The following is an 18,564-nucleotide window of genomic DNA, read 5'->3' as shown; positions in this document are numbered from 1 at the left end:
TGTTCAAGAAAACAACGGTTGTCCCGACTACGCTTGCAATTGCCCCCTCCTTCCCAGATAATGCCCCCGCTCTCGTAAAGAGGGCTTGTCAATGGGGGCCCTGTTGGTTCTCCCGCAATGCTAGCTTGTGAACTCGGTCAGATCCGGAAGGAAGCAGCCGCAGCAGGTGACGCGTGTGCCGGGATGTAGCTGGCAGGGCCCCCACCATTTTCTCCCCATAAAATATCTCCCTCCAGAAACTGCAGACAGGCAAAACCCGCCTGGGCCGATCCTTTGCCGGCAGGCAGGAATATCCGGTACTAAAAAGGGGGTATAACTTAGCAGCAGTCCGTCAGATTAACGGACGAATTTCCATACTGAACCTGGTACTTTATCGTAGAGCTTGTTCATCGTCAGTTCCGCCAGGCGATGGTCAGCTGCGGAGTAAAATACCGCTAATTCATCCTCCGGTAATTCATACTTATTTTTTTCAATCACCCTTTCCAGGGTATCAAGTGAGCGGCAACGCCGCAGTCGCATCAAATAATCGGTTTTAGTCAGGGATTTGTTCATAAATAAACCGTTCTCATGTCTGTACTATAATGAATGGCTTGGCTGCTGGAGAAAAGCGCACTCTTCAGTGAACAGATTAAATAAGCGTTTTGCTGAACGTTGCCACCGCTGAAGATCAGGACTATTGATACCATAGTTGCTGAATAGCATAAAAGTATCATCAAGATATTCATCGATTTGCAAAATCAGCGCTTCGTCTTCAACGTGCTTAATTTTGTAATTCATGGTGAAAGAGGCAATGTGTTCAATCAAATCGTTAAGCTGTAGATTGCTTTCAGAAGTGGGGTCATTCACCCAGCCGTGATGGCTGTCGGTTAATGTTGCCATGCTGTCGTCAAACAGGCTCTCACACAGATATTTAAGCTGGGCAATATCATGCCGTTTCGGTGAGTATTCGTCCATCTTTTTCCCCTCCATAGCTAGCACAGTTGCCGCTGGGCGGCGATATGGGATAACGCGGCCAGGAAGCAATATTTCGGGCAGTTATTAAACGGGATACCTTAAAGATAGTGCAGAACCATTAGTTATGCTCACCTCCATTACTAAATATTACAATTCATCGCCAGGGGAAGGTTGCTGATTGTCGATCACATCAAACTCAAGTGCTCCGGGCTTAATGTGAAAGTTGACCTGCTCCGATTGCGTTACGGTTTCATTTAGATCCTGACAGGGACTAAATAGATTCCAGTCAAAATCGTAAAGTAATTTAAAACTATTCATAGACCGGTATTCAACGGAAACAATTTTTAAGCTGCCTGGAACTAACCGGGCATTTTGTGAATACCAGCGTAAATCGCCCACCAGCAAATCTGTTATTTTGAGAATATTCCGCTGAACAATCCCTGCTATTTTTGCGCAGTCTGATTCGCCTTCAGCAATATCACATTCAATTCGTGACAGCATCTTTGATCCACTGATAATTGTTAATAAACCTATCATTGGTTTTCTGCAACTGGTTTGCAAGCCAGATGAGCACAAAACCGTCAGATTATAAGATACCCCAGCCCCGTGAGCGAACAGGCCCCCTGGTGCGCCTGACACCCGGCACAGGCGGTATTTATCTTTTGATACACATTCACGCGTTTACCTGACGGCAGGATTCGATATGCTGTTTGTTATGTTATAACATATTGGTGAAGTGATGCGTCAGAGTGGATTACTTATGTCACTGGGTGGGCGGCTGACAGTCGCACTGCTATTCATTGCGCTGCTTGCCGTGGCGATAAAATGGGGGATCAGCGCATGATCCGGTTTCAGGCACTGCGTGCTGGCTACCAGGGGCAGGTTGTGACGCCCGCCATTACCGGTCAGCTTGTGGCAGGTTCGATGACAGCCCTGGTCGGCGCTAACGGAAGCGGTAAATCAACCCTGTTAAAAACCATCGCGGGCTTACTGCCAGCGGTAGCCGGAGCCTGCGAGCTGCAGGTTGCGCGTCAGGATATCGGATGGATGCCGCAGCGCACCGAACTTGAGACCCGCTTTCCCCTGACCGTATTTGAACTGGTTTCTATGGGCTGCTGGCCACGCTGCGGCTGGTTTGGCGGCATCAACCGCGCACTGCGCCAGGAAATCTGGCAGGCGCTCGAGGCGGTTCAGATGAGTGATTATGCCGATGCGCAGCCCGCGACTTTATCCGGCGGACAGCTTCAGCGCGTATTGTTTGCGCGGCTGATGCTGCAGCGCAGCCAGCTCTGGCTGCTGGATGAGCCGTTTAACGGCATTGACAGTCAGACGGTGACATTACTGATGTCGATTCTTGAGCAGCAACAGCAGAACGGTACGACGCTGCTGGTGGTGCTGCACGATCGTCCGCTGGTGGCACGCTACTTCAGTAATGTGATGTCGATGGATGACAGTGATATTCGCTGCACCTGCCTGCCTGTTGCCCCCCTGCGGAGTTGTGCGCCGTGACCCTGATACAGCCTTTTATTGAGTTTGGATTTATGCGGCGCGCGCTGGTGGCCTGCTTTGCACTGGCGGTCAGTACCACGCCGCTCGGCGTGTTTCTCTCGCTGCGCCGGATGAGCCTGATTGGTGATGCCTTATCACACGCGGTGCTGCCCGGTGCCGCCATTGGCTATCTGATCTCCGGGCTCTCACTGGTCGCGATGGGCATTGGCGGCCTGATCGCTGGTCTGGCCGTGGCGCTGCTCTCCGGGGCGGTCAGTCGCTATACGCCCCTGAAAGAGGATGCCAGTTTTGCCGGATTCTACCTTGGCTCCCTGGCGCTGGGCGTCACGCTGGTTTCATTACGTGGCTCAAGCGTCGATCTGCTGCACGTGCTGTTTGGTTCTCTGCTGGCGGTGGATAACGCCGCGCTGCTGCTGGTAGGCGGCATCGCGGCCTTTACGCTGATTCTGCTGGCGATCATCTTTCGTCCGCTGGTCATCGACGCGTTTGACAGTGACTTCCTGCGGGCGCAGGGGAAATGGAGCGCGCCGCTGGTGCATGGCCTGTTTTTAATGCTGGTGGTGCTGAATCTGGTTGCGGGCTTTCAGGTGCTGGGCACGCTAATGTCGGTGGGTTTAATGATGCTGCCCGCGGCCAGTGCCCGTTTCTGGAGCCGCCATCTTGCCGCGATGCTGGTTATCGCCATGTTCATGGCAATGGTGTCAGCGCTGGCTGGCCTGATGCTCTCCTGGCACTTTTCATTGCCAGCCGGTCCCGCCGTGGTGCTGAGCGCCGCCATGCTGTTTTTTCTTTCCATTCTTGCAGGGCCATGCGGCGGAATTTTGCGCCGCCATTAATCTTAAGGGGTATCTATGAAGAAATTACCGGTTAGCCTGGCGCTCGCTGCGCTGTTTGCCACGCCATTCGCGATGGCAAAAACGGTGGATGTGGTGGCCAGCTTTACCGTGCTGGCAGACATTGTTAAACAGGTCGGCGGCGATCATGTCAACGTGAAAAGTCTGGTGGGGCCGAATGGCGATCCTCATACGTTTGAACCGACGCCACAGGACAGCCAGGCCCTGGCGAAGGCCGATCTGGTGTTTGTCAGTGGGCTGGGACTGGAAGGGTGGATGGATCGGCTGGTCAGCGCCTCCGGGTATCGCGGCCAGCCCATTGTTGCCTCAACGGGGGTCACCACGCGCAGCATGGAGGAGGAGGGCAAAACCGTTACCGATCCCCACGCCTGGAACAGCATGCAGAACGGCGTTATCTATGCCACCAACGTGATGAATGCGCTGGTCAACGCCGATCCTGAAGACGCTGCGGCCATTCGTCAGCGCGGGCAGAGTTACATTCAGCAACTGCAGGCGCTGGATCGCTGGGCAAAAACAGCCTTTGACGCCGTGCCGGTCGATAAACGGAAGGTCCTCACCAGTCATGATGCGTTTGGTTACTTCGGACAGCGATATGGCGTGACGTTTCTTGCGCCGGTAGGGTTCTCTACTGAAGCGGAAGCGAGTGCCAGTGACGTGGGCAGCTTAATTACCCAGCTGAAGCAGCAGCATATCAATCGCTATTTTATCGAGAACCAGACTGACCCGCGCCTGGTAAAACAGATTGCCAGCGCCACCGGTGCCGAGCCGGGTGGCGAACTTTATCCGGAAGCGTTATCCACCGCTTCTGGCCCGGCAGCCACTTATCAGGCGGCCTTTAAACATAACGTGAATGCGATGCTAAAGAGCATGCACTAAGCAAAAAAAAGGCCGGGCAAGCCCGGCCAGTCATCGCAACACACACTAACGTTTTTTCTTTCTTCCCTGTACGGCTTTAAAACGGGGATTCGTTTTACAGATCACGTAAATCCGTCCCTTGCGGCGCACCACCCTGCAATCACGATGGCGATTTTTTGCTGAACGCAGCGAACTTAATACCTGCATGAACCTTTTCCTTATTTACGGCCAAGAAAGCGTCCGAAACGCTGATTAAAGCGTGCGGTGCTGCCCTCTTTGGCAAAATCTTTCTGTTTACCGGTATAGAAAACGTGTGAGGCCGACGACACATCCAGCGTGACGTAGGGCAGCGTTTCACCTTCAAACTCTACGGTGCGATCGGTTTTGATGGTCGAACCGATCTTGAAATAGACATCAGCAGAAGTGTCATGGAAGACCACGTGACGATAGTGAGGATGAATATTCGGTTTCATATTACTCGCCTATGTAATGTTATAATATAACAATATTATGCGCTGCACCGGGCTGGATTGCAACTGTCGGTGAATCAGGAGGGGGGCGAAACAGACTTGCAGGCATAAAAAAGGCCGCTTGCGCGGCCTCAGGTCATTTACAGCTTAGTGAGTCTGGTCAGACTCAACCGGATGATGTCGTGCTGATTCTTCTTTTTTCTTGCCAAAGCGGCGGCGTACCACCACAAAGAACACAGGAACGAAGAAGATAGCCAGTATGGTCGCGGTCACCATGCCCCCGATAACGCCAGTACCTACGGCGTTTTGCGAACCGGAGCCAGCACCCGTACTGATCGCCAGCGGCAGTACCCCGAGAATAAACGCCAGCGACGTCATCAGGATAGGACGCAGACGCATACGACAGGCTTCCAGCGCTGCTTCAATCAGTCCTTTACCTTCTTTATCCATCAAATCTTTGGCAAATTCGACGATAAGAATGGCGTTCTTGGTCGAGAGGCCGATGGTTGTCAGTAACCCCACGACGAAGTAGACGTCATTACTCAGGCCACGCAGCGTGGTAAAGATCAGCGCACCAATAACCCCGAGAGGAACAACCAGCATGACCGAGAAAGGAATCGACCAGCTCTCGTAGAGTGCGGCAAGACACAGGAAGACCACAATCAGCGAAATGGCGTAGAGCGCAGGTGCCTGGTTGCCTGACAGACGTTCCTGATAGGACATACCGGTCCAGTCATAGCCGATACCTGCAGGCAGCTTCGCCGCCAGCTCTTCCATCAGGTCCATTGCTGCACCGGAGCTTTTGCCAGGTGCGGCCTGTCCCAGAATTTCCATCGCAGGCAGACCGTTGTAACGCTCAAGACGCGGTGAACCGTACTGCCACTTCGCTGACGAGAAGGCAGAGAAGGGCACCATGGTTCCACTGCTGTTACGCACGTACCACTTACCAATGTCGTCCGGCAACATACGGGAATCCGCTTTACCCATGACGTAAACTTTCTTCACACGACCGCGGTCGATAAAGTCGTTGACGTAGGAGCCGCCCCAGGAGGCCGCCAGCGTGGTATTGATATCACTCAGTGAGACGCCCAGTGCCTGCGCCTTTTCCTGATCGATGGTCAGTTTGTACTGCGGTGTATCTTCCATCCCGTTAGGGCGAACACCCACCAGCGTATCAGGATGCTGCGCAATCATACCGAACAGCTGATTACGGGCTTCCGTCAGCTTATCGTGGCCGAGGTTATTCTGATCGATCAGCTCAAAGTCGAAGCCGGTCGCGTTACCCAGTTCGATAATCGCTGGCAGGTTGAAGGGGATGACCATCGCATCTTTGATTGCGCCCAGTGCCTGCATGGCACGGCCAGCAATCGCCGGTACTTTCATGTCGCTACCGGCACGTTCATCCCACGGCTTAAGACTGACAAAGGCGATACCGGTGTTCTGTCCACGACCGGCAAAGCCGAAGCCGTTAACGGTAAACACCGACTTAACCGTATCTTTTTCCTGCGTCAGGAAGTAGTCCGTGACCTGATCCAGCACTTTCTGCGTACGTTCCTGGGTAGCACCCGCTGGCAGCTGTGCCTGAGCGAGCAGCAGACCCTGATCCTCTTCCGGTAAGAATGAAGAGGGCAGTCGCATAAACAGAAACGCCATACCGACCACGATTACCAGGTAGATCACCATATAGCGACCCGTACTGCGAATCATGTGACCGACGCTGTCGACATAGTGATGCGTGCTTTTGTCGAACATACGGTTGAACCAGCCGAAGAAACCGGTGGTTTTGCCGTGTTCGCCTTTTTTGATCGGCTTCAGCATGGTGGCACAGAGTGCCGGTGTCAGAATAAAGGCGACCAGCACCGACAGCGCCATCGCTGAAACGATAGTAATGGAGAACTGACGGTAAATAACGCCGGTTGAACCACCAAAGAACGCCATCGGAATGAATACGGCGGCGAGTACCAGCGCGATACCGACCAGTGCGCCCTGGATCTGCTCCATCGAACGTTTGGTGGCTTCTTTCGGCGGTAATCCTTCTTCCGCCATAACACGCTCAACGTTCTCGACCACCACGATGGCATCATCCACCAGCAAGCCGATGGCCAGCACCATCCCGAACATCGTCAGGGTATTGATCGAATAACCAAACGCGCTGATGACGGCAAACGTCCCCAGCAACACCACGGGTACAGCGATGGTAGGGATCAGCGTGGCGCGGAAGTTCTGCAGGAACAGGTACATGACCAGGAACACCAGCACAATCGCTTCGATCAGCGTTTTCACCACTTCGAAAATCGAGATCTTAACGAACGGCGTGGTGTCATACGGATAGACCACCTTCAACCCGGCCGGGAACGTCGGCTGCAATTTAGCCAGTTCCGCTTTCACCGCATTGGCGGTATCCAGCGCATTCGCACCGGTGGCCAGCTTGATACCGATACCGGACGCAGGCTTGCCATTATACCGGGCGATGATTTCGTAGTTTTCTGCACCGAGCTCGATTTTAGCCACATCACGCAGACGAACCTGAGAACCATCTTCGTTCACTTTGAGCAGGATTTTGCCGAACTCATCCGTTGAGGTCAGACGGGTTTGCGCAATGATTGAGGCGTTGAGCTGCTGGCCCGGCACCGGCGGTGTTCCCCCTAACTGACCGGCGGCGACCTGGGTATTCTGCGTGTTCAGTGCGCTGATCACATCAACCGGTGTCAGGTTGTAGTTGTTCAGCTTGTGCGGATCCATCCAGATACGCATCGCGTACTGCGCACCAAATACCTGGGTATCACCCACGCCTTTGGTACGGCTGATGGGATCTTTGATGGACGACGAAATGAAATCAGAAATGTCATTCTGCGTCATGTTGTCATCGTCGCTGATAAAGCCCGCAACCATCAGGAAGCTGCTGGAGGACTTTTTAACCTGAATCCCCTGTTGCTGCACTTCCTGTGGCAGCAGCGGCGTCGCCAGCTGCAGTTTGTTCTGCACCTGAACCTGCGCGATGTCCGCATCTGTGCCTGACTCAAAGGAGATAGTCAGGGTCAGCGTACCGGATGAATCGCTGCTCGAGGACATATACATCAGTCCATCGATACCGTTCATGTTTTGCTCAATGACCTGCGTCACCGAGTCCTGCAGCGTTTTGGCATCCGCACCAGGGTAGGTTGCCTGAATCTCAATCGCCGGTGGCGCAACATTGGGATATTGCTCAATCGGAAGTTTGAGAATCGATAGCGCACCGACCAGCATGATGATGATGGCGAGCACCCACGCAAAGATGGGGCGATCGATAAAGAACTTAGCCATGAATCAACGGCTCCTGTTATGACGATGACTTGTCAGACTGCGGCTTTGAATCGGGAGCCGCTTTCGCATCGTCTGAGACTTCTTGTGGGGTAACCTGTGCGCCTGGCTTGGCACGCTGCAGACCGGTGCTGATCACGCGTTCGCCTGCTTTAACGCCGTCGGTCACTAACCACTTGTCGCCAATCGCCTGAGACGTGGTGACCTGACGTGATTCGACTTTGTTATCCGCACCCACGACCATCACGGTTGCCTGACCCGTTGGGGTGCGGGTAACGGCCTGTTGCGGCACCAGCATCGCATTCGGGTTAATCCCCTCATCCAGACGCGCACGCACAAACATGCCCGGTAACAGCGTGTGGTTCGGGTTCGGGACAATGGCACGCAGGGTGATGGAGCCGGTGGTTTCATCAACGGTCACGTCAGAGAACTCCAGCGTACCCGTCTGTGCATAGCTGCTGCCGTTTTGCATCAGCAGGGTCACGTTAGCTTTGCCATCGTTCTGCTTCAGCTGACCCGACTCCAGTTCTGAACGTAAGCGCATGAAATCTTCGCTCGACTGGGTAACGTCAACATACATTGGGTCAAGCTGCTGCACGGTCGCCAGCGCAGTAGTTTGTGCGCTTTGTACCAGCGCACCTTCCGTAACTGACGATTTGCCGATGCGGCCACTGATAGGCGAGGTTACTTTGGTGTAAGCCAGGTTAATACGGGCTGTTTCAACGTTGGCTTTTGCCACCTGAACGGCAGCATCATTTTGCGCGGCAGTAGCAACGGCGGTGTCGTAATCCTGCTGACTGATATATTTGGTGCCGAGCAGCGGTTTATAACGTTTGACGGTCAGCTGAGCGATGCGTGCATTGGCCTGAGCCTGCGTTAAGTCGCCTTTAGCGCTGTCGTAAGCGGCCTGATAAGTCGCCGGATCGATCTGGTAAAGAGACTGACCTGCTTTGACATCGCTGCCTTCAACGAAATTACGCTTCAGAATGATACCGGAAACCTGCGGACGGACTTCCGCCACGCGATAGGCTGAGGTGCGGCCAGGTAATTCAGTCGAAATTTTCAGGGGTTCAGTTTTGAGTGTCACAACACCCACTGCTGGCGGTTGCTGGGCGGCTTGTTCGGATTTATTGTTGTCACATCCTGTTAACAAAAAGCTGCCTGATAGCATCAGGACGGCCGCCAGAGGCGATAATCCTCTGATTTTATTCATAAATAAACCTCTAGTGTCCGATATCAATTGGTCAATGGATCACAAACTGAAAAACCCATTGCTGTGTCAAGTCGCAGGTCATGCTATGGTACATACATTCACAAATGTATGTAAACTTACCTGTTTGTAAAAAAAGCCCCCTATGGCACGAAAAACCAAAGCGCAAGCACTTGAAACGCGACATCAAATTCTTGATGCCGCCATTGTTCTGTTTTCGCAGCAGGGCGTCTCAGCCACTTCTCTCGCAGAGATTGCAACCGCAGCCAGTGTCACGCGTGGAGCTATCTACTGGCACTTCAAAAATAAAGCCGATGTGTTACATGAAATATGGCTTCGTTGTGATGCCGGTCTGGACGATGTGGAACTTGAGTATCAGACAAAATATCCTGGTGATCCACTCTCTGTGTTGCGCGCAATGCTGGTCTATATCTTTGATGCAACAGCAAAGGATCCGCAGCGCCGCGCTTTAATGGAGATCATTTTCCACAAATGCAAATTTGTGGGCGAAATGGCGGCACTTAAGAATATTCAGCAGAGCCTGTTACTGGAATGCTACAACAAAATAGAAGATGTCCTGCGTCAGTGTATTGAAGCCGGACAACTTCCTGGCAGTCTGAGTACGCGTCAGGCAGCACTTATCCTGCGTGGTTACGTCAACGGCATGATGGAAAGCTGGCTGTTTGCGCCCGAAAGTTTTGATTTAGCTGCTGATGCGCCGACGCTGGTCAATGCCTTTATCGATATGCTGCGTCTCAGTCCGACGCTGACCGCTCAACGCTAAGCAGGCTGACTGTCGCGCTTGTTCTCGAAATCACGCTGTACCATGGCCAGAGCGGAAAGCACCGTGTCTACCGGTAGCTGATGCTCTTCCAGAAGCTGAATCAGATCCACTGCCAGTTTGACGTCGTCAGGGGCGTTTTCCAGTGACATCTCTTCTCCTAAATACGTAGTCGGGCCGCGACCAGCAGCATCAGCAATGCGCCGAGAATCGCCATGCCGAGCGCACCCGCATGGAACGTGGCCAGCGAGCCCAGTTCAAAATAGGTGGCGATGTAGCCGCCAATCAGTGCGCCGATCATCGACAGCGTCAGGGTCGCCATCAGGCCGCCGGGACGTCCCGGCAGCAGCAGACGCTTCAGCAATCCCAGCAGCAGTCCGCACAGCAGCCACGTCAGTAAACCCATATTTCTTCTCCGCGCAGAATTACACCCAGTATAGAAGCGCTTTTGTCACGCTGCGTTTTATTCGCCGTCTTCGTTGCCGCGCAATGAGGCGGCCCACTCAACCGAGCGGATCGCCTGTCGGCAGCGTGCCAGTCGTCCCTCTAACGTTTCGAGATCCTGCTTTAGCTGATGCTGAACGGCCAGCGTTTCAGCCAGCGCCAGTCGCTGCTCACGTTGATCGATCATCGCCAGCAAACGCCGTTCAAATTCGCGGTACTCCTGATATTGCGTCGTGCGTGGGAGCTTTATGGGCTGTTCGCGCCGGGTGCGTAACTGTTGGGTACTCGCCTCGCGTTGCAGGGCGGCAATCTGATCGACCAGGCGTTCAGCCAGCCAGGCACTGCGGGCCAGGTCGTGGCTGCTGTCGCACAAGCGGGCAAAGTTCTGTTCCACTTCCTGCAGGTAATCTGCCAGTCGCGTCCCTTTGGTCAGGAATAGCTGGGCATCAAAACGCGGCAGGCGGCAGGCACCATCGGCATGGCGGGCAATCTCCTGACGCAGGGCGATAAGGAGCTGTTGCAGGCGCTGTTGCACAGCGATCGCGCTCATCGCCTGGCCCTGAATTGTGCTAACGTACGCTGATGAGGAAAGAGTTGAGCGAGATTCATGCAACGCATTCTGTTATTAACCCTCGGCTGGCTGGCGATTGTGCTGGGGACGCTGGGCATTGTATTACCTTTATTACCCACCACGCCATTCATGCTGCTGGCAGCCTGGTGTTTTGCCCGTTCATCGCCGCGTTTCCATCACTGGCTGCTATGGAAATCTCCCTTTGGCCGCTATCTGCGTCACTGGCAACAGCATCGTGCGATGCCGCCAGGTGCCAAAGTGCGGGCTATCTGCCTGATCGTCGCCACCTTTAGCCTCTCACTCTTTCTGGTGCATCAGCTCTGGGTTCGCATCATGCTGCTGATCATGCTGGCGGCGTTGCTGCTGTTTATGTGGCGTATTCCGGTGGTGGCAGAAACAGCGGACGCACCGCCGCCGCCGCGATAAAGTTGCATTTAGCCGGTCATTTGCTTAGATTTGGGCGTCTTCGTGCGTGGCTTCCCTTTGTGAATTGACTTCCGCTGAGCCTTTTACCAGGTATTAGCGCTTTTGAAGCTGCGCGAAACAGAATTTTTTACCAGGCGTATCATTATGACCGACACTGCGCAGCAGCTTGAATTCATTAAAAACAGCATTAAAAGTATCCCCGATTATCCTAAGCCAGGCATCCTGTTCCGCGATGTCACCAGCCTGCTGGAAGATCCCAAAGCCTACGCCGCGTCGATTGCGCTGCTGGTTGAGCGTTACCGTAATAAAGGCATCACCAAAGTGGTGGGCACGGAAGCGCGCGGTTTTCTGTTTGGGGCACCCGTGGCATTAGGTCTCGGTGTCGGTTTTGTTCCGGTGCGTAAGCCGGGCAAACTGCCCCGTGAGGTTTACAGCGAATCCTATGAGCTGGAATACGGCACCGATAAGCTGGAATTGCACAAAGATGCCATCCAGCCAGGCGATCAGGTGCTGGTGGTTGACGATCTGCTGGCGACCGGTGGCACAATTGAAGCGACCGTTAAACTGATTCGTCGTGCAGGCGGTGAAGTCAAAGATGCAGCGTTCATTATCAACCTGTTTGATCTGACGGGTGAAACGCGCCTCACTGCCCTGGGCGTTGAAAGCTACAGCCTGGTCAAATTCCCCGGCCACTAAGCCACTCTCTCGGCCTTGCCACCAGGCGGGGCCGTCACGCCTTCAGCGTCAAGATAACGAGTGCCAGCCAAAAGCGTAGCTGGTAGACTACTGCAATCTTATACAGGGGTTGCAGAGCGTCTGCGCTCATCTTTCCATCCAACTTCGTCGAATCCACATGAGCTATCAGGTACTTGCGCGAAAATGGCGTCCCCAGGCTTTTGCTGATGTTGTCGGTCAGGAACATGTTCTGACGGCGCTGGCGAATGGATTGTCTCTGGGACGCATCCATCATGCTTATCTCTTCTCCGGCACCCGCGGAGTAGGGAAAACCACCATTGCGCGTCTGCTGGCCAAAGGCCTTAACTGCGAAACCGGCATCACCGCGACCCCCTGTGGTCAGTGTGATAATTGCCGTGAAATTGAGCAGGGCCGCTTTGTCGATCTGATCGAGATTGACGCCGCATCGCGTACCAAAGTTGAAGATACCCGCGATCTGCTCGACAACGTGCAGTACGCCCCGGCGCGTGGCCGCTTCAAAGTCTATCTGATCGATGAAGTACACATGCTGTCGCGTCACAGCTTTAATGCGTTGCTCAAGACGCTGGAAGAGCCACCCTCACACGTTAAATTTCTGCTGGCGACCACCGATCCGCAGAAACTGCCGGTGACCATTCTTTCGCGCTGCCTGCAGTTTCATCTCAAAGCGCTGGATGTTGATCAAATCCGTCAGCAGCTTGAGCATGTGCTGCAGCAGGAACAGATTGAGAGCGAAACCCGGGCGCTGCAGCTGCTGGCGCGGGCCGCCGACGGCAGTATGCGCGATGCGCTGAGCCTCACCGACCAGGCGATTGCCATGGGGCAGGGCGCGGTGACCAGCAGCACGGTCAGCGTTATGCTCGGCACGCTGGACGATGAACAGCCGCTGGGACTGCTGGAAGCGCTGGTCGACGGTGACGGTCAGCAGGTGATGAATCTGCTGAGCCAGGCCGCGTCACGCGGGGTTGAATGGGAAGCGCTGCTGGTAGAAATGCTGCGCCTGCTGCACCAGATTGCGATGGTGCAGCTGCTGCCAGCCTCGCTCAACGACGATGATGAGAGCAATGCTATCCGGCTGCGTGAACTGGCCCGTGTGGTGCCGCCAGCCGATCTGCAACTCTATTATCAGACCCTGCTGATGGGCCGCAAGGATCTGCCGATTGCGCCCGATCGCCGCATGGGCGTGGAGATGACACTGCTGCGAGCACTGGCGTTTCATCCCAAAGCGGCGGTAGCTGACCCCATTGCGCGTCCAGCGTTAACTGAACAGATGGCACCCGTTGCCCCTCCGGCGCAGACGTCACCGGCAGCCTCCGCGCCGTCGCAAGGTGCGCGACTGGCGGCAGCACAGTCCGCCACGCCGTCACCTGCCGCCGCCATGTCGTCGCCGCAGCCAGCATCACCCGCAGCGCCGCAGCCGATGCCTGCACAGCAGCAGGTTGCTGCTCAGCCGAAGATGGCCGCGCCCGATCCGGCTCCGCAGAGTCCGTCACCGGCGGATGCGGCTCCTGATACCGCACTCTCCAGTTCCACCAGCCAGCTCCTGCAGGCGCGCACTCAGTTGCTGCGTCAGGGAGCGAACAAGCCAAAAAAGAGTGAGCCGGCGGCGCCAGGTGCGCGGCCGGCCAACTCCGCGCTTGAGCGGCTGGCCTCGGTTACCGAGCGCAGTCAGCAGCGTATACGCGATCGTGAGCCTCCAGCTCCGGTAAAAGAGGAAGCATACCGCTGGAAAGCGGTAAATCAGCCGGTTGACGTGGCGGAGCCGGTGGCAACGCCAAAGGCCTTGCGTTCCGCACTGGAGCATGAGAAAACCCCTGAGCTGGCGGCGCGTCTGGCGGAAGAAGCGCAGCAGCGCGATCCCTGGGCCGCAGAGATTGCGGCTCTGCCGCTGCCGAAGCTGGTGCAGCAGCTGGCGTTAAATGCCTGGAAAGAGACCACCGAAACCGGGGTCTGCCTGCACCTGCGCAGCAGCCAGCGTCACCTTAATTCACCGTCGGCGCAGCAGGTGTTAAGCGATGCACTTAGCCAGCATGCCGGGCAGAAAGTTGAACTCTCTGTCGTTGAAGACGATAATTCATCGGTATTGACGCCACTGGAGTGGCGTCAGGCCATTTACGAAGAGAAACTGGCGCAGGCGCGTCAGTCGATCACCTGTGATACCCACATCCAGACGCTGCAGCGATTTTTTGATGCCGATCTGGATGAGGAGAGTATCCGACCTGTTTAGACACGCTGCTGCTATCTTAACGATAGCGTTGCAGCCTCAGCTGAGAGAGAAAACTATGTTTGGTGGTAAAGGCGGATTGGGCAACCTGATGAAACAGGCCCAGCAGATGCAGGACAAAATGGCCAAAGTTCAGGAAGAGATCGCCGCGATTGAAGTGACCGGCGAATCGGGTGCTGGCCTGGTAAAAGTCACCATTAATGGCGCGCACAACTGCCGCCGCGTGGAAGTCGATCCCAGCCTGCTGGAAGATGACAAAGATATGCTGGAAGATTTAATCGCCGCCGCGTTCAACGATGCCGCTCGTCGCATTGATGAAACCCAGAAAGAGAAGATGGCGTCTGTCTCCTCAGGCATGCAGCTGCCACCAGGCTTTAAGATGCCGTTCTGATGCAAACCAGCCCACTGCTTGAGTCATTGATGGAGTCGCTGCGCTGTCTGCCTGGCGTTGGGCCGAAGTCGGCGCAGCGCATGGCTTTTCAGCTGCTGCAGCGGGATCGCAGCGGTGGCATGCGGCTGGCGCAGGCGCTGACCCGGGCGATGTCGGAGATTGGTCACTGTGCCGATTGCCGGACATTCACCGAGCAGGAGATTTGCACCATCTGCGCCAATCCCCGGCGTCAGCAGAATGGTCAAATCTGCGTGGTGGAAAGCCCGGCAGATATTCACGCCATTGAGCAAACCGGCCAGTTTGGCGGTCGCTATTTTGTGCTGATGGGGCATCTCTCGCCGCTCGACGGCATCGGTCCGGCGGATATTGGTCTGGATCGTCTGGAGCAGCGACTGGAGAGTGAACCCCTGCAGGAAGTGATCCTCGCCACCAACCCGACGGTGGAAGGCGAGGCAACCGCAAACTACATCGCGGAACTCTGTGGTCAGTATGGCGTCGATGCCAGCCGTATCGCGCACGGCGTGCCGGTGGGCGGTGAGCTGGAGATGGTAGATGGCACCACGCTGTCTCATTCGCTGGCAGGCCGCCAGAAGTTTAAATTTTAATCACTTGCCGGTGTTGTGACAGACACCGGCTTGAAAATCTTCCTGTCATCCCCACATCAACCTCAACGTTTGTTCAACCTGTTTTGTTGAGGTAGCAATGACCATGAAAGGACAAGAGACCCGTGGCTTTCAGTCGGAAGTAAAACAACTTCTGCACCTGATGATCCATTCTCTCTATTCAAACAAAGAGATTTTCCTGCGTGAGCTGATCTCCAACGCCTCGGATGCGGCAGACAAACTGCGCTTCCGCGCCCTGTCAGATTCCAGCCTGTATGAAGGTGATGGCGAGCTACGCGTTCGTCTCTCTGTTGATAAGGACCACCGTACCATTACGCTCAGCGACAACGGTATCGGTATGCGTCGCGACGAGGTCATTGAGAACCTCGGGACTATCGCCAAATCAGGCACCAAATCTTTCCTGGAATCCCTGGGCTCCGATCAGGCTAAAGACAGCCAGCTGATCGGTCAGTTCGGTGTTGGTTTCTACTCTGCCTTTATCGTGGCGGATAAAGTCACGGTGCGTACCCGTGCCGCTGGCGCATCTGCCGATGAAGGCGTGTTCTGGGAATCAGCGGGTGAGGGCGAATACACCCTGGCTGAAATCGAGAAAGCCGATCGCGGCACCGAGATCACCCTGCATCTGCGCGAAGGTGAGGATGAGTTCCTGGATGCATGGCGTGTGCGCAACATCATCAGCAAATATTCCGATCACATCGCGCTGCCGGTTGAGATCGAAAGCAAAGATGAAGAAGGCGAGGGCACGCACTGGGAGAAAATCAACAAAGCCCAGGCGCTGTGGACCCGCAACAAGGCTGAGATCAGCGATGACGAGTACAACGAGTTCTACAAGCATATCGCCCATGACTACAGCGATCCGGTCGCCTGGAGCCACAACCGGGTGGAAGGTAAGCAGGAATACACCAGCCTGCTCTACATTCCGGCGCGTGCGCCGTTTGATATGTGGAACCGCGATCAGAAGCATGGCCTGAAACTCTATGTGCAGCGCGTCTTTATCATGGATGACGCTGAGCAGTTTATGCCGAACTACCTGCGCTTTGTGCGTGGTCTGATTGACTCGAACGATCTGCCGCTGAACGTCTCCCGTGAAATCCTGCAGGATAGTCGCGTAACCCAGAGCCTGCGTGCTGCGCTGACGAAGCGTACTCTGCAGATGCTGGAAAAACTGGCGAAAGATGACAACGAGAAATACCAGACCTTCTGGAATGAGTTTGGTCTGGTTCTGAAAGAAGGCCCGGCGGAAGACAACGCCAACCAGGAAACCATTGCAAAACTGCTGCGCTTCGCCACCACCCAGAGCGAAGGGTCGGCACAGACCATTTCGCTGGAAGATTACGTCAGCCGCATGGTGGAAGGTCAGGAGAAGATTTACTACATCACCGCTGACAGCTATGCCGCAGCGAAAAGCAGCCCGCATCTGGAACTGTTCCGCAAAAAAGGCATTGAGGTGCTGCTGCTCTCCGATCGCATTGACGAATGGATGATGAGCTACCTCACCGAGTTCGACGGTAAAACCTTCCAGTCGGTCAGCAAAGCGGATGAGTCACTGAGCAAGCTGGCAGATGAAGAGACCGAAGAGCAGAAAGAGGCGGAAAAAGCGCTGGAGCCGTTTGTTGAGCGGGTGAAAAATCTGCTGGGCGAGCGCGTTAAAGAAGTGCGTCTGACCCACCGTCTGACCGACACGCCAGCGATTGTCACCACCGACGCGAACGAGATGACCACGCAGATGGCGAAGCTGTTTGCGGCGGCCGGACAGGACGTGCCGGAAGTGAAATACCTGTTTGAAATCAACCCGGATCACCCGCTGGTGAAACGGGTTGCTGATACGCAGGATGAAGTTCGCTTCGGTGAGTGGATTGAGCTGCTGCTGGATCAGGCATTGCTGGCAGAGCGCGGTACGCTGGACGATCCTAACCAGTTTATCCGTCGCATGAACCAGCTGCTGACCGCATAACGGTAACAGACCGGTGACGTTCACCGGTCTGAAATGGCGGTGACGGTGCTGGCTCGGGGAGCTTTTCGTTCTCCGCAAAGATACCCTCCCTGGCCGCTTCAGCGCGGGCTGTCCGTGGCCCGCGAGGCTTTGCTCCGGGCATCTGCTTCCCCTGCGTTGAGTCTGTTGCGGCCTGTCTGATCCTGCTCAGCGTTGATCAGGATCGGGTGCCAAAAACATTGCATGTGTCAGTCATCTGAAGCCGGTCATCAGCACCGGCTTTTTTTATGGCTGTGCGGCATCCTGCAGCCAGTCACGAAACACACTAATCTCCGTATCGTGACGTCGGCTCTGCTTCGTCATCATCCATGTCGACCGCTCTACGCCGACAAAACCAAGCGGCGCAAGCAGTGTGCCATCCTCCAGCTCTTTGCGAACCAGCAAACGCGGTGCCATCAGGACGCCAAGGCCACTTCGTGCAGCCTGAATAGCCAGCGTGAGCGTCTCAAAATGTTTACCGCTGTTAAAATGGCCGCTGTAGTCTGTTTTTGCCGCCCACTCTGACCAGGCGTGGAGTCGGGTATCCGCATGCAGCAGGGGCAGTGCGGCCAGATCCTCGCCGACCCGCAGCTGCGAGGCAAAATGCGGTGCACAGAGGGGACCAATCTCATCCTCGCTGACCAGCGTCGCGTCTATATCGGCTTCAGGCGGCTCGCCATGACTGAGGATCAGTACATCCACATGCTCACTGCGCAGTTGTGAGATCTGCGCCAGCGGCTGAAAGTGAACCTCAATCTCCGGGTAGCGTTGATAAAAGCTGGCGATACGGGGAATCAGCCATTGTGACAGGAAACTGGGGGCACAGGAGATTCGGATCTGCTGAAGCAGGCCGGTACGGATATTCTCGCAGCTGCTGCGTAACTCACTGAAGGCCTGCTGACAGCTCAGCAGCAGACGATCGCCGTGCGCGGTCAGTTTCACCCGGCCATTGGTACGGACAAAAAGCGGTTTGCCCATCCAGCTCTCCAGCTGACGAATCTGGTGGCTGATGGCGCTGTGCGTGACATGCAGATGGTCAGCCGCCACACTAAAGCTGCTGTGTAAGGCTGCCTGGTGAAAATAGTGCAGCGCTCTCAGTGGCGGCAGTCCGTTCATTCTCATCTCCTGTGCAAAAAACTAACAGAGATTGTCAATTTATATCATTTTAAAGTCCAGACGCATTGACCTACTCTGAATGGCAAATTCTGGCGGGTTGACTCAGTTTGGTATCTGTGTTTTTTCACGGGTATTCCGCCTCGCTTCACC

At 55.1% G+C, this 18,564-nt stretch carries 21 protein-coding genes, 1 other RNA gene and 1 other annotated feature; of the genes, 11 read left to right on the top strand and 11 right to left on the bottom strand.

Annotated elements, in window-relative coordinates:
- Positions 1 to 101 precede the first annotated feature (101 nt).
- Positions 102 to 198: signal recognition particle sRNA small type (gene ffs / locus N5J69_RS09635), an RNA gene on the top strand.
- A 138-nt stretch (positions 199 to 336) separates the two neighbouring features.
- Here the strand turns inward: ffs and N5J69_RS09630 are convergent.
- The 3 genes from N5J69_RS09630 to N5J69_RS09620 all read right to left on the bottom strand — a co-directional run bounded on the left by N5J69_RS09630 (position 337) and on the right by N5J69_RS09620 (position 1,455).
- Positions 337 to 552 (bottom strand): HHA domain-containing protein, encoded by a 216-nt coding sequence (locus N5J69_RS09630; protein ID WP_279769874.1) that lies wholly within the window; start codon positions 550 to 552, stop codon positions 337 to 339.
- Between the two features lie 24 nt (positions 553 to 576).
- Complete coding sequence (gene tomB, locus N5J69_RS09625; RefSeq protein ID WP_279769873.1) at positions 577 to 954, bottom strand: Hha toxicity modulator TomB; 378 nt, start codon at positions 952 to 954, stop codon at positions 577 to 579.
- Between the two features lie 147 nt (positions 955 to 1,101).
- Positions 1,102 to 1,455: a hypothetical protein gene (locus N5J69_RS09620; RefSeq protein WP_279769871.1), complete on the bottom strand. Its 354-nt coding sequence runs from the start codon at positions 1,453 to 1,455 to the stop codon at positions 1,102 to 1,104.
- A gap of 339 nt (positions 1,456 to 1,794) precedes the next feature.
- On the opposite strand from N5J69_RS09620, the gene N5J69_RS09615 reads away from it, so the two are divergent.
- The 3 genes from N5J69_RS09615 to N5J69_RS09605 are packed head-to-tail and all read left to right on the top strand — an operon-like array spanning position 1,795 to position 4,193.
- On the top strand, positions 1,795 to 2,463 hold the full coding sequence (locus N5J69_RS09615; RefSeq protein ID WP_279769870.1) for an ABC transporter ATP-binding protein: 669 nt from the start codon (positions 1,795 to 1,797) through the stop codon (positions 2,461 to 2,463).
- Positions 2,460 to 3,299, top strand: a complete 840-nt coding sequence (locus N5J69_RS09610; RefSeq protein ID WP_279769868.1) for a metal ABC transporter permease — start codon at positions 2,460 to 2,462, stop codon at positions 3,297 to 3,299. The genes N5J69_RS09615 and N5J69_RS09610 overlap by 4 nt, the downstream gene beginning before the upstream one ends.
- 15 nt (positions 3,300 to 3,314) lie before the next feature.
- A complete protein-coding gene (locus tag N5J69_RS09605; protein WP_279769866.1) occupies positions 3,315 to 4,193 on the top strand; it encodes a metal ABC transporter substrate-binding protein in 879 nt (292 codons plus the stop codon).
- A 45-nt stretch (positions 4,194 to 4,238) separates the two neighbouring features.
- Here the strand turns inward: N5J69_RS09605 and ykgO are convergent, their stop codons facing one another.
- The 4 genes from ykgO to N5J69_RS09585 all read right to left on the bottom strand — a co-directional run bounded on the left by ykgO (position 4,239) and on the right by N5J69_RS09585 (position 9,155).
- The gene (ykgO, locus tag N5J69_RS09600) at positions 4,239 to 4,379 is read right to left on the bottom strand and encodes a type B 50S ribosomal protein L36 (protein ID WP_009091664.1); all 141 of its coding nucleotides are present in this window, start codon (positions 4,377 to 4,379) and stop codon (positions 4,239 to 4,241) included.
- A gap of 11 nt (positions 4,380 to 4,390) precedes the next feature.
- Complete coding sequence (locus N5J69_RS09595; RefSeq protein WP_033731777.1) at positions 4,391 to 4,645, bottom strand: type B 50S ribosomal protein L31; 255 nt, start codon at positions 4,643 to 4,645, stop codon at positions 4,391 to 4,393.
- Between the two features lie 144 nt (positions 4,646 to 4,789).
- Positions 4,790 to 7,945, bottom strand: coding sequence for an efflux RND transporter permease subunit (locus N5J69_RS09590; protein ID WP_279769859.1), 3,156 nt, complete (start codon positions 7,943 to 7,945; stop codon positions 4,790 to 4,792).
- A gap of 16 nt (positions 7,946 to 7,961) precedes the next feature.
- The gene (locus tag N5J69_RS09585) at positions 7,962 to 9,155 is read right to left on the bottom strand and encodes an efflux RND transporter periplasmic adaptor subunit (RefSeq protein WP_222924417.1); all 1,194 of its coding nucleotides are present in this window, start codon (positions 9,153 to 9,155) and stop codon (positions 7,962 to 7,964) included.
- A gap of 142 nt (positions 9,156 to 9,297) precedes the next feature.
- On the opposite strand from N5J69_RS09585, the gene acrR reads away from it, so the two are divergent.
- Positions 9,298 to 9,936, top strand: coding sequence for a multidrug efflux transporter transcriptional repressor AcrR (gene acrR / locus N5J69_RS09580; protein ID WP_279769853.1), 639 nt, complete (start codon positions 9,298 to 9,300; stop codon positions 9,934 to 9,936).
- On the opposite strand, the gene rsmS is transcribed toward acrR, so the two are convergent.
- The 3 genes from rsmS to N5J69_RS09565 are packed head-to-tail and all read right to left on the bottom strand — an operon-like array spanning position 9,933 to position 10,927.
- Complete coding sequence (gene rsmS, locus N5J69_RS09575) at positions 9,933 to 10,085, bottom strand: pleiotropic regulatory protein RsmS (protein WP_279769851.1); 153 nt, start codon at positions 10,083 to 10,085, stop codon at positions 9,933 to 9,935. The two genes, acrR and rsmS, sit on opposite strands and share 4 nt — an antisense overlap.
- An 8-nt stretch (positions 10,086 to 10,093) precedes the next feature.
- Positions 10,094 to 10,339, bottom strand: a complete 246-nt coding sequence (locus N5J69_RS09570; protein ID WP_279769849.1) for a hypothetical protein — start codon at positions 10,337 to 10,339, stop codon at positions 10,094 to 10,096.
- A gap of 57 nt (positions 10,340 to 10,396) precedes the next feature.
- On the bottom strand, positions 10,397 to 10,927 hold the full coding sequence (locus N5J69_RS09565) for a primosomal replication protein (RefSeq protein ID WP_279769848.1): 531 nt from the start codon (positions 10,925 to 10,927) through the stop codon (positions 10,397 to 10,399).
- Between the two features lie 57 nt (positions 10,928 to 10,984).
- Here N5J69_RS09565 and N5J69_RS09560 point away from each other — a divergent pair, with 57 nt between their 5' ends.
- The 6 genes from N5J69_RS09560 (at position 10,985) to htpG (ending at position 17,280) form a co-directional block, all read left to right on the top strand.
- A complete protein-coding gene (locus N5J69_RS09560; protein ID WP_279769847.1) occupies positions 10,985 to 11,374 on the top strand; it encodes a DUF454 family protein in 390 nt (129 codons plus the stop codon).
- A 144-nt stretch (positions 11,375 to 11,518) separates the two neighbouring features.
- The gene (gene apt / locus N5J69_RS09555) at positions 11,519 to 12,070 is read left to right on the top strand and encodes an adenine phosphoribosyltransferase (RefSeq protein WP_279769846.1); all 552 of its coding nucleotides are present in this window, start codon (positions 11,519 to 11,521) and stop codon (positions 12,068 to 12,070) included.
- 157 nt (positions 12,071 to 12,227) lie between these two features.
- Positions 12,228 to 14,315, top strand: coding sequence for a DNA polymerase III subunit gamma/tau (gene dnaX, locus N5J69_RS09550; protein WP_279769845.1), 2,088 nt, complete (start codon positions 12,228 to 12,230; stop codon positions 14,313 to 14,315).
- Positions 13,657 to 13,718: a sequence feature (DnaX frameshifting element), on the top strand. It overlaps the preceding gene by 62 nt.
- 55 nt (positions 14,316 to 14,370) lie before the next feature.
- Positions 14,371 to 14,703 carry a YbaB/EbfC family nucleoid-associated protein gene (locus tag N5J69_RS09545; RefSeq protein ID WP_003850423.1) on the top strand — a complete coding sequence of 111 codons (333 nt, stop codon included), beginning with the start codon at positions 14,371 to 14,373 and terminating at the stop codon, positions 14,701 to 14,703.
- Positions 14,703 to 15,308, top strand: a complete 606-nt coding sequence (gene recR / locus N5J69_RS09540) for a recombination mediator RecR (protein WP_279769844.1) — start codon at positions 14,703 to 14,705, stop codon at positions 15,306 to 15,308. The genes N5J69_RS09545 and recR overlap by 1 nt, the downstream gene beginning before the upstream one ends.
- A 97-nt stretch (positions 15,309 to 15,405) precedes the next feature.
- Entirely contained in the window at positions 15,406 to 17,280 is a 1,875-nt protein-coding gene (gene htpG / locus N5J69_RS09535; protein ID WP_279769842.1) for a molecular chaperone HtpG, read from the top strand.
- Between the two features lie 264 nt (positions 17,281 to 17,544).
- Here the strand turns inward: htpG and N5J69_RS09530 are convergent, their stop codons facing one another.
- Complete coding sequence (locus tag N5J69_RS09530) at positions 17,545 to 18,414, bottom strand: LysR substrate-binding domain-containing protein (RefSeq protein WP_279769841.1); 870 nt, start codon at positions 18,412 to 18,414, stop codon at positions 17,545 to 17,547.
- Positions 18,415 to 18,564 lie beyond the last annotated feature (150 nt).

The organism is Pantoea sp. GD03673 (assembly GCF_029844725.1).
Classification (GTDB): Bacteria; Pseudomonadota; Gammaproteobacteria; order Enterobacterales; family Enterobacteriaceae; genus Pantoea.
Note: the sequence above shows the minus strand (reverse complement) of the source record. Positions and strands in the feature narration are given on the sequence as shown.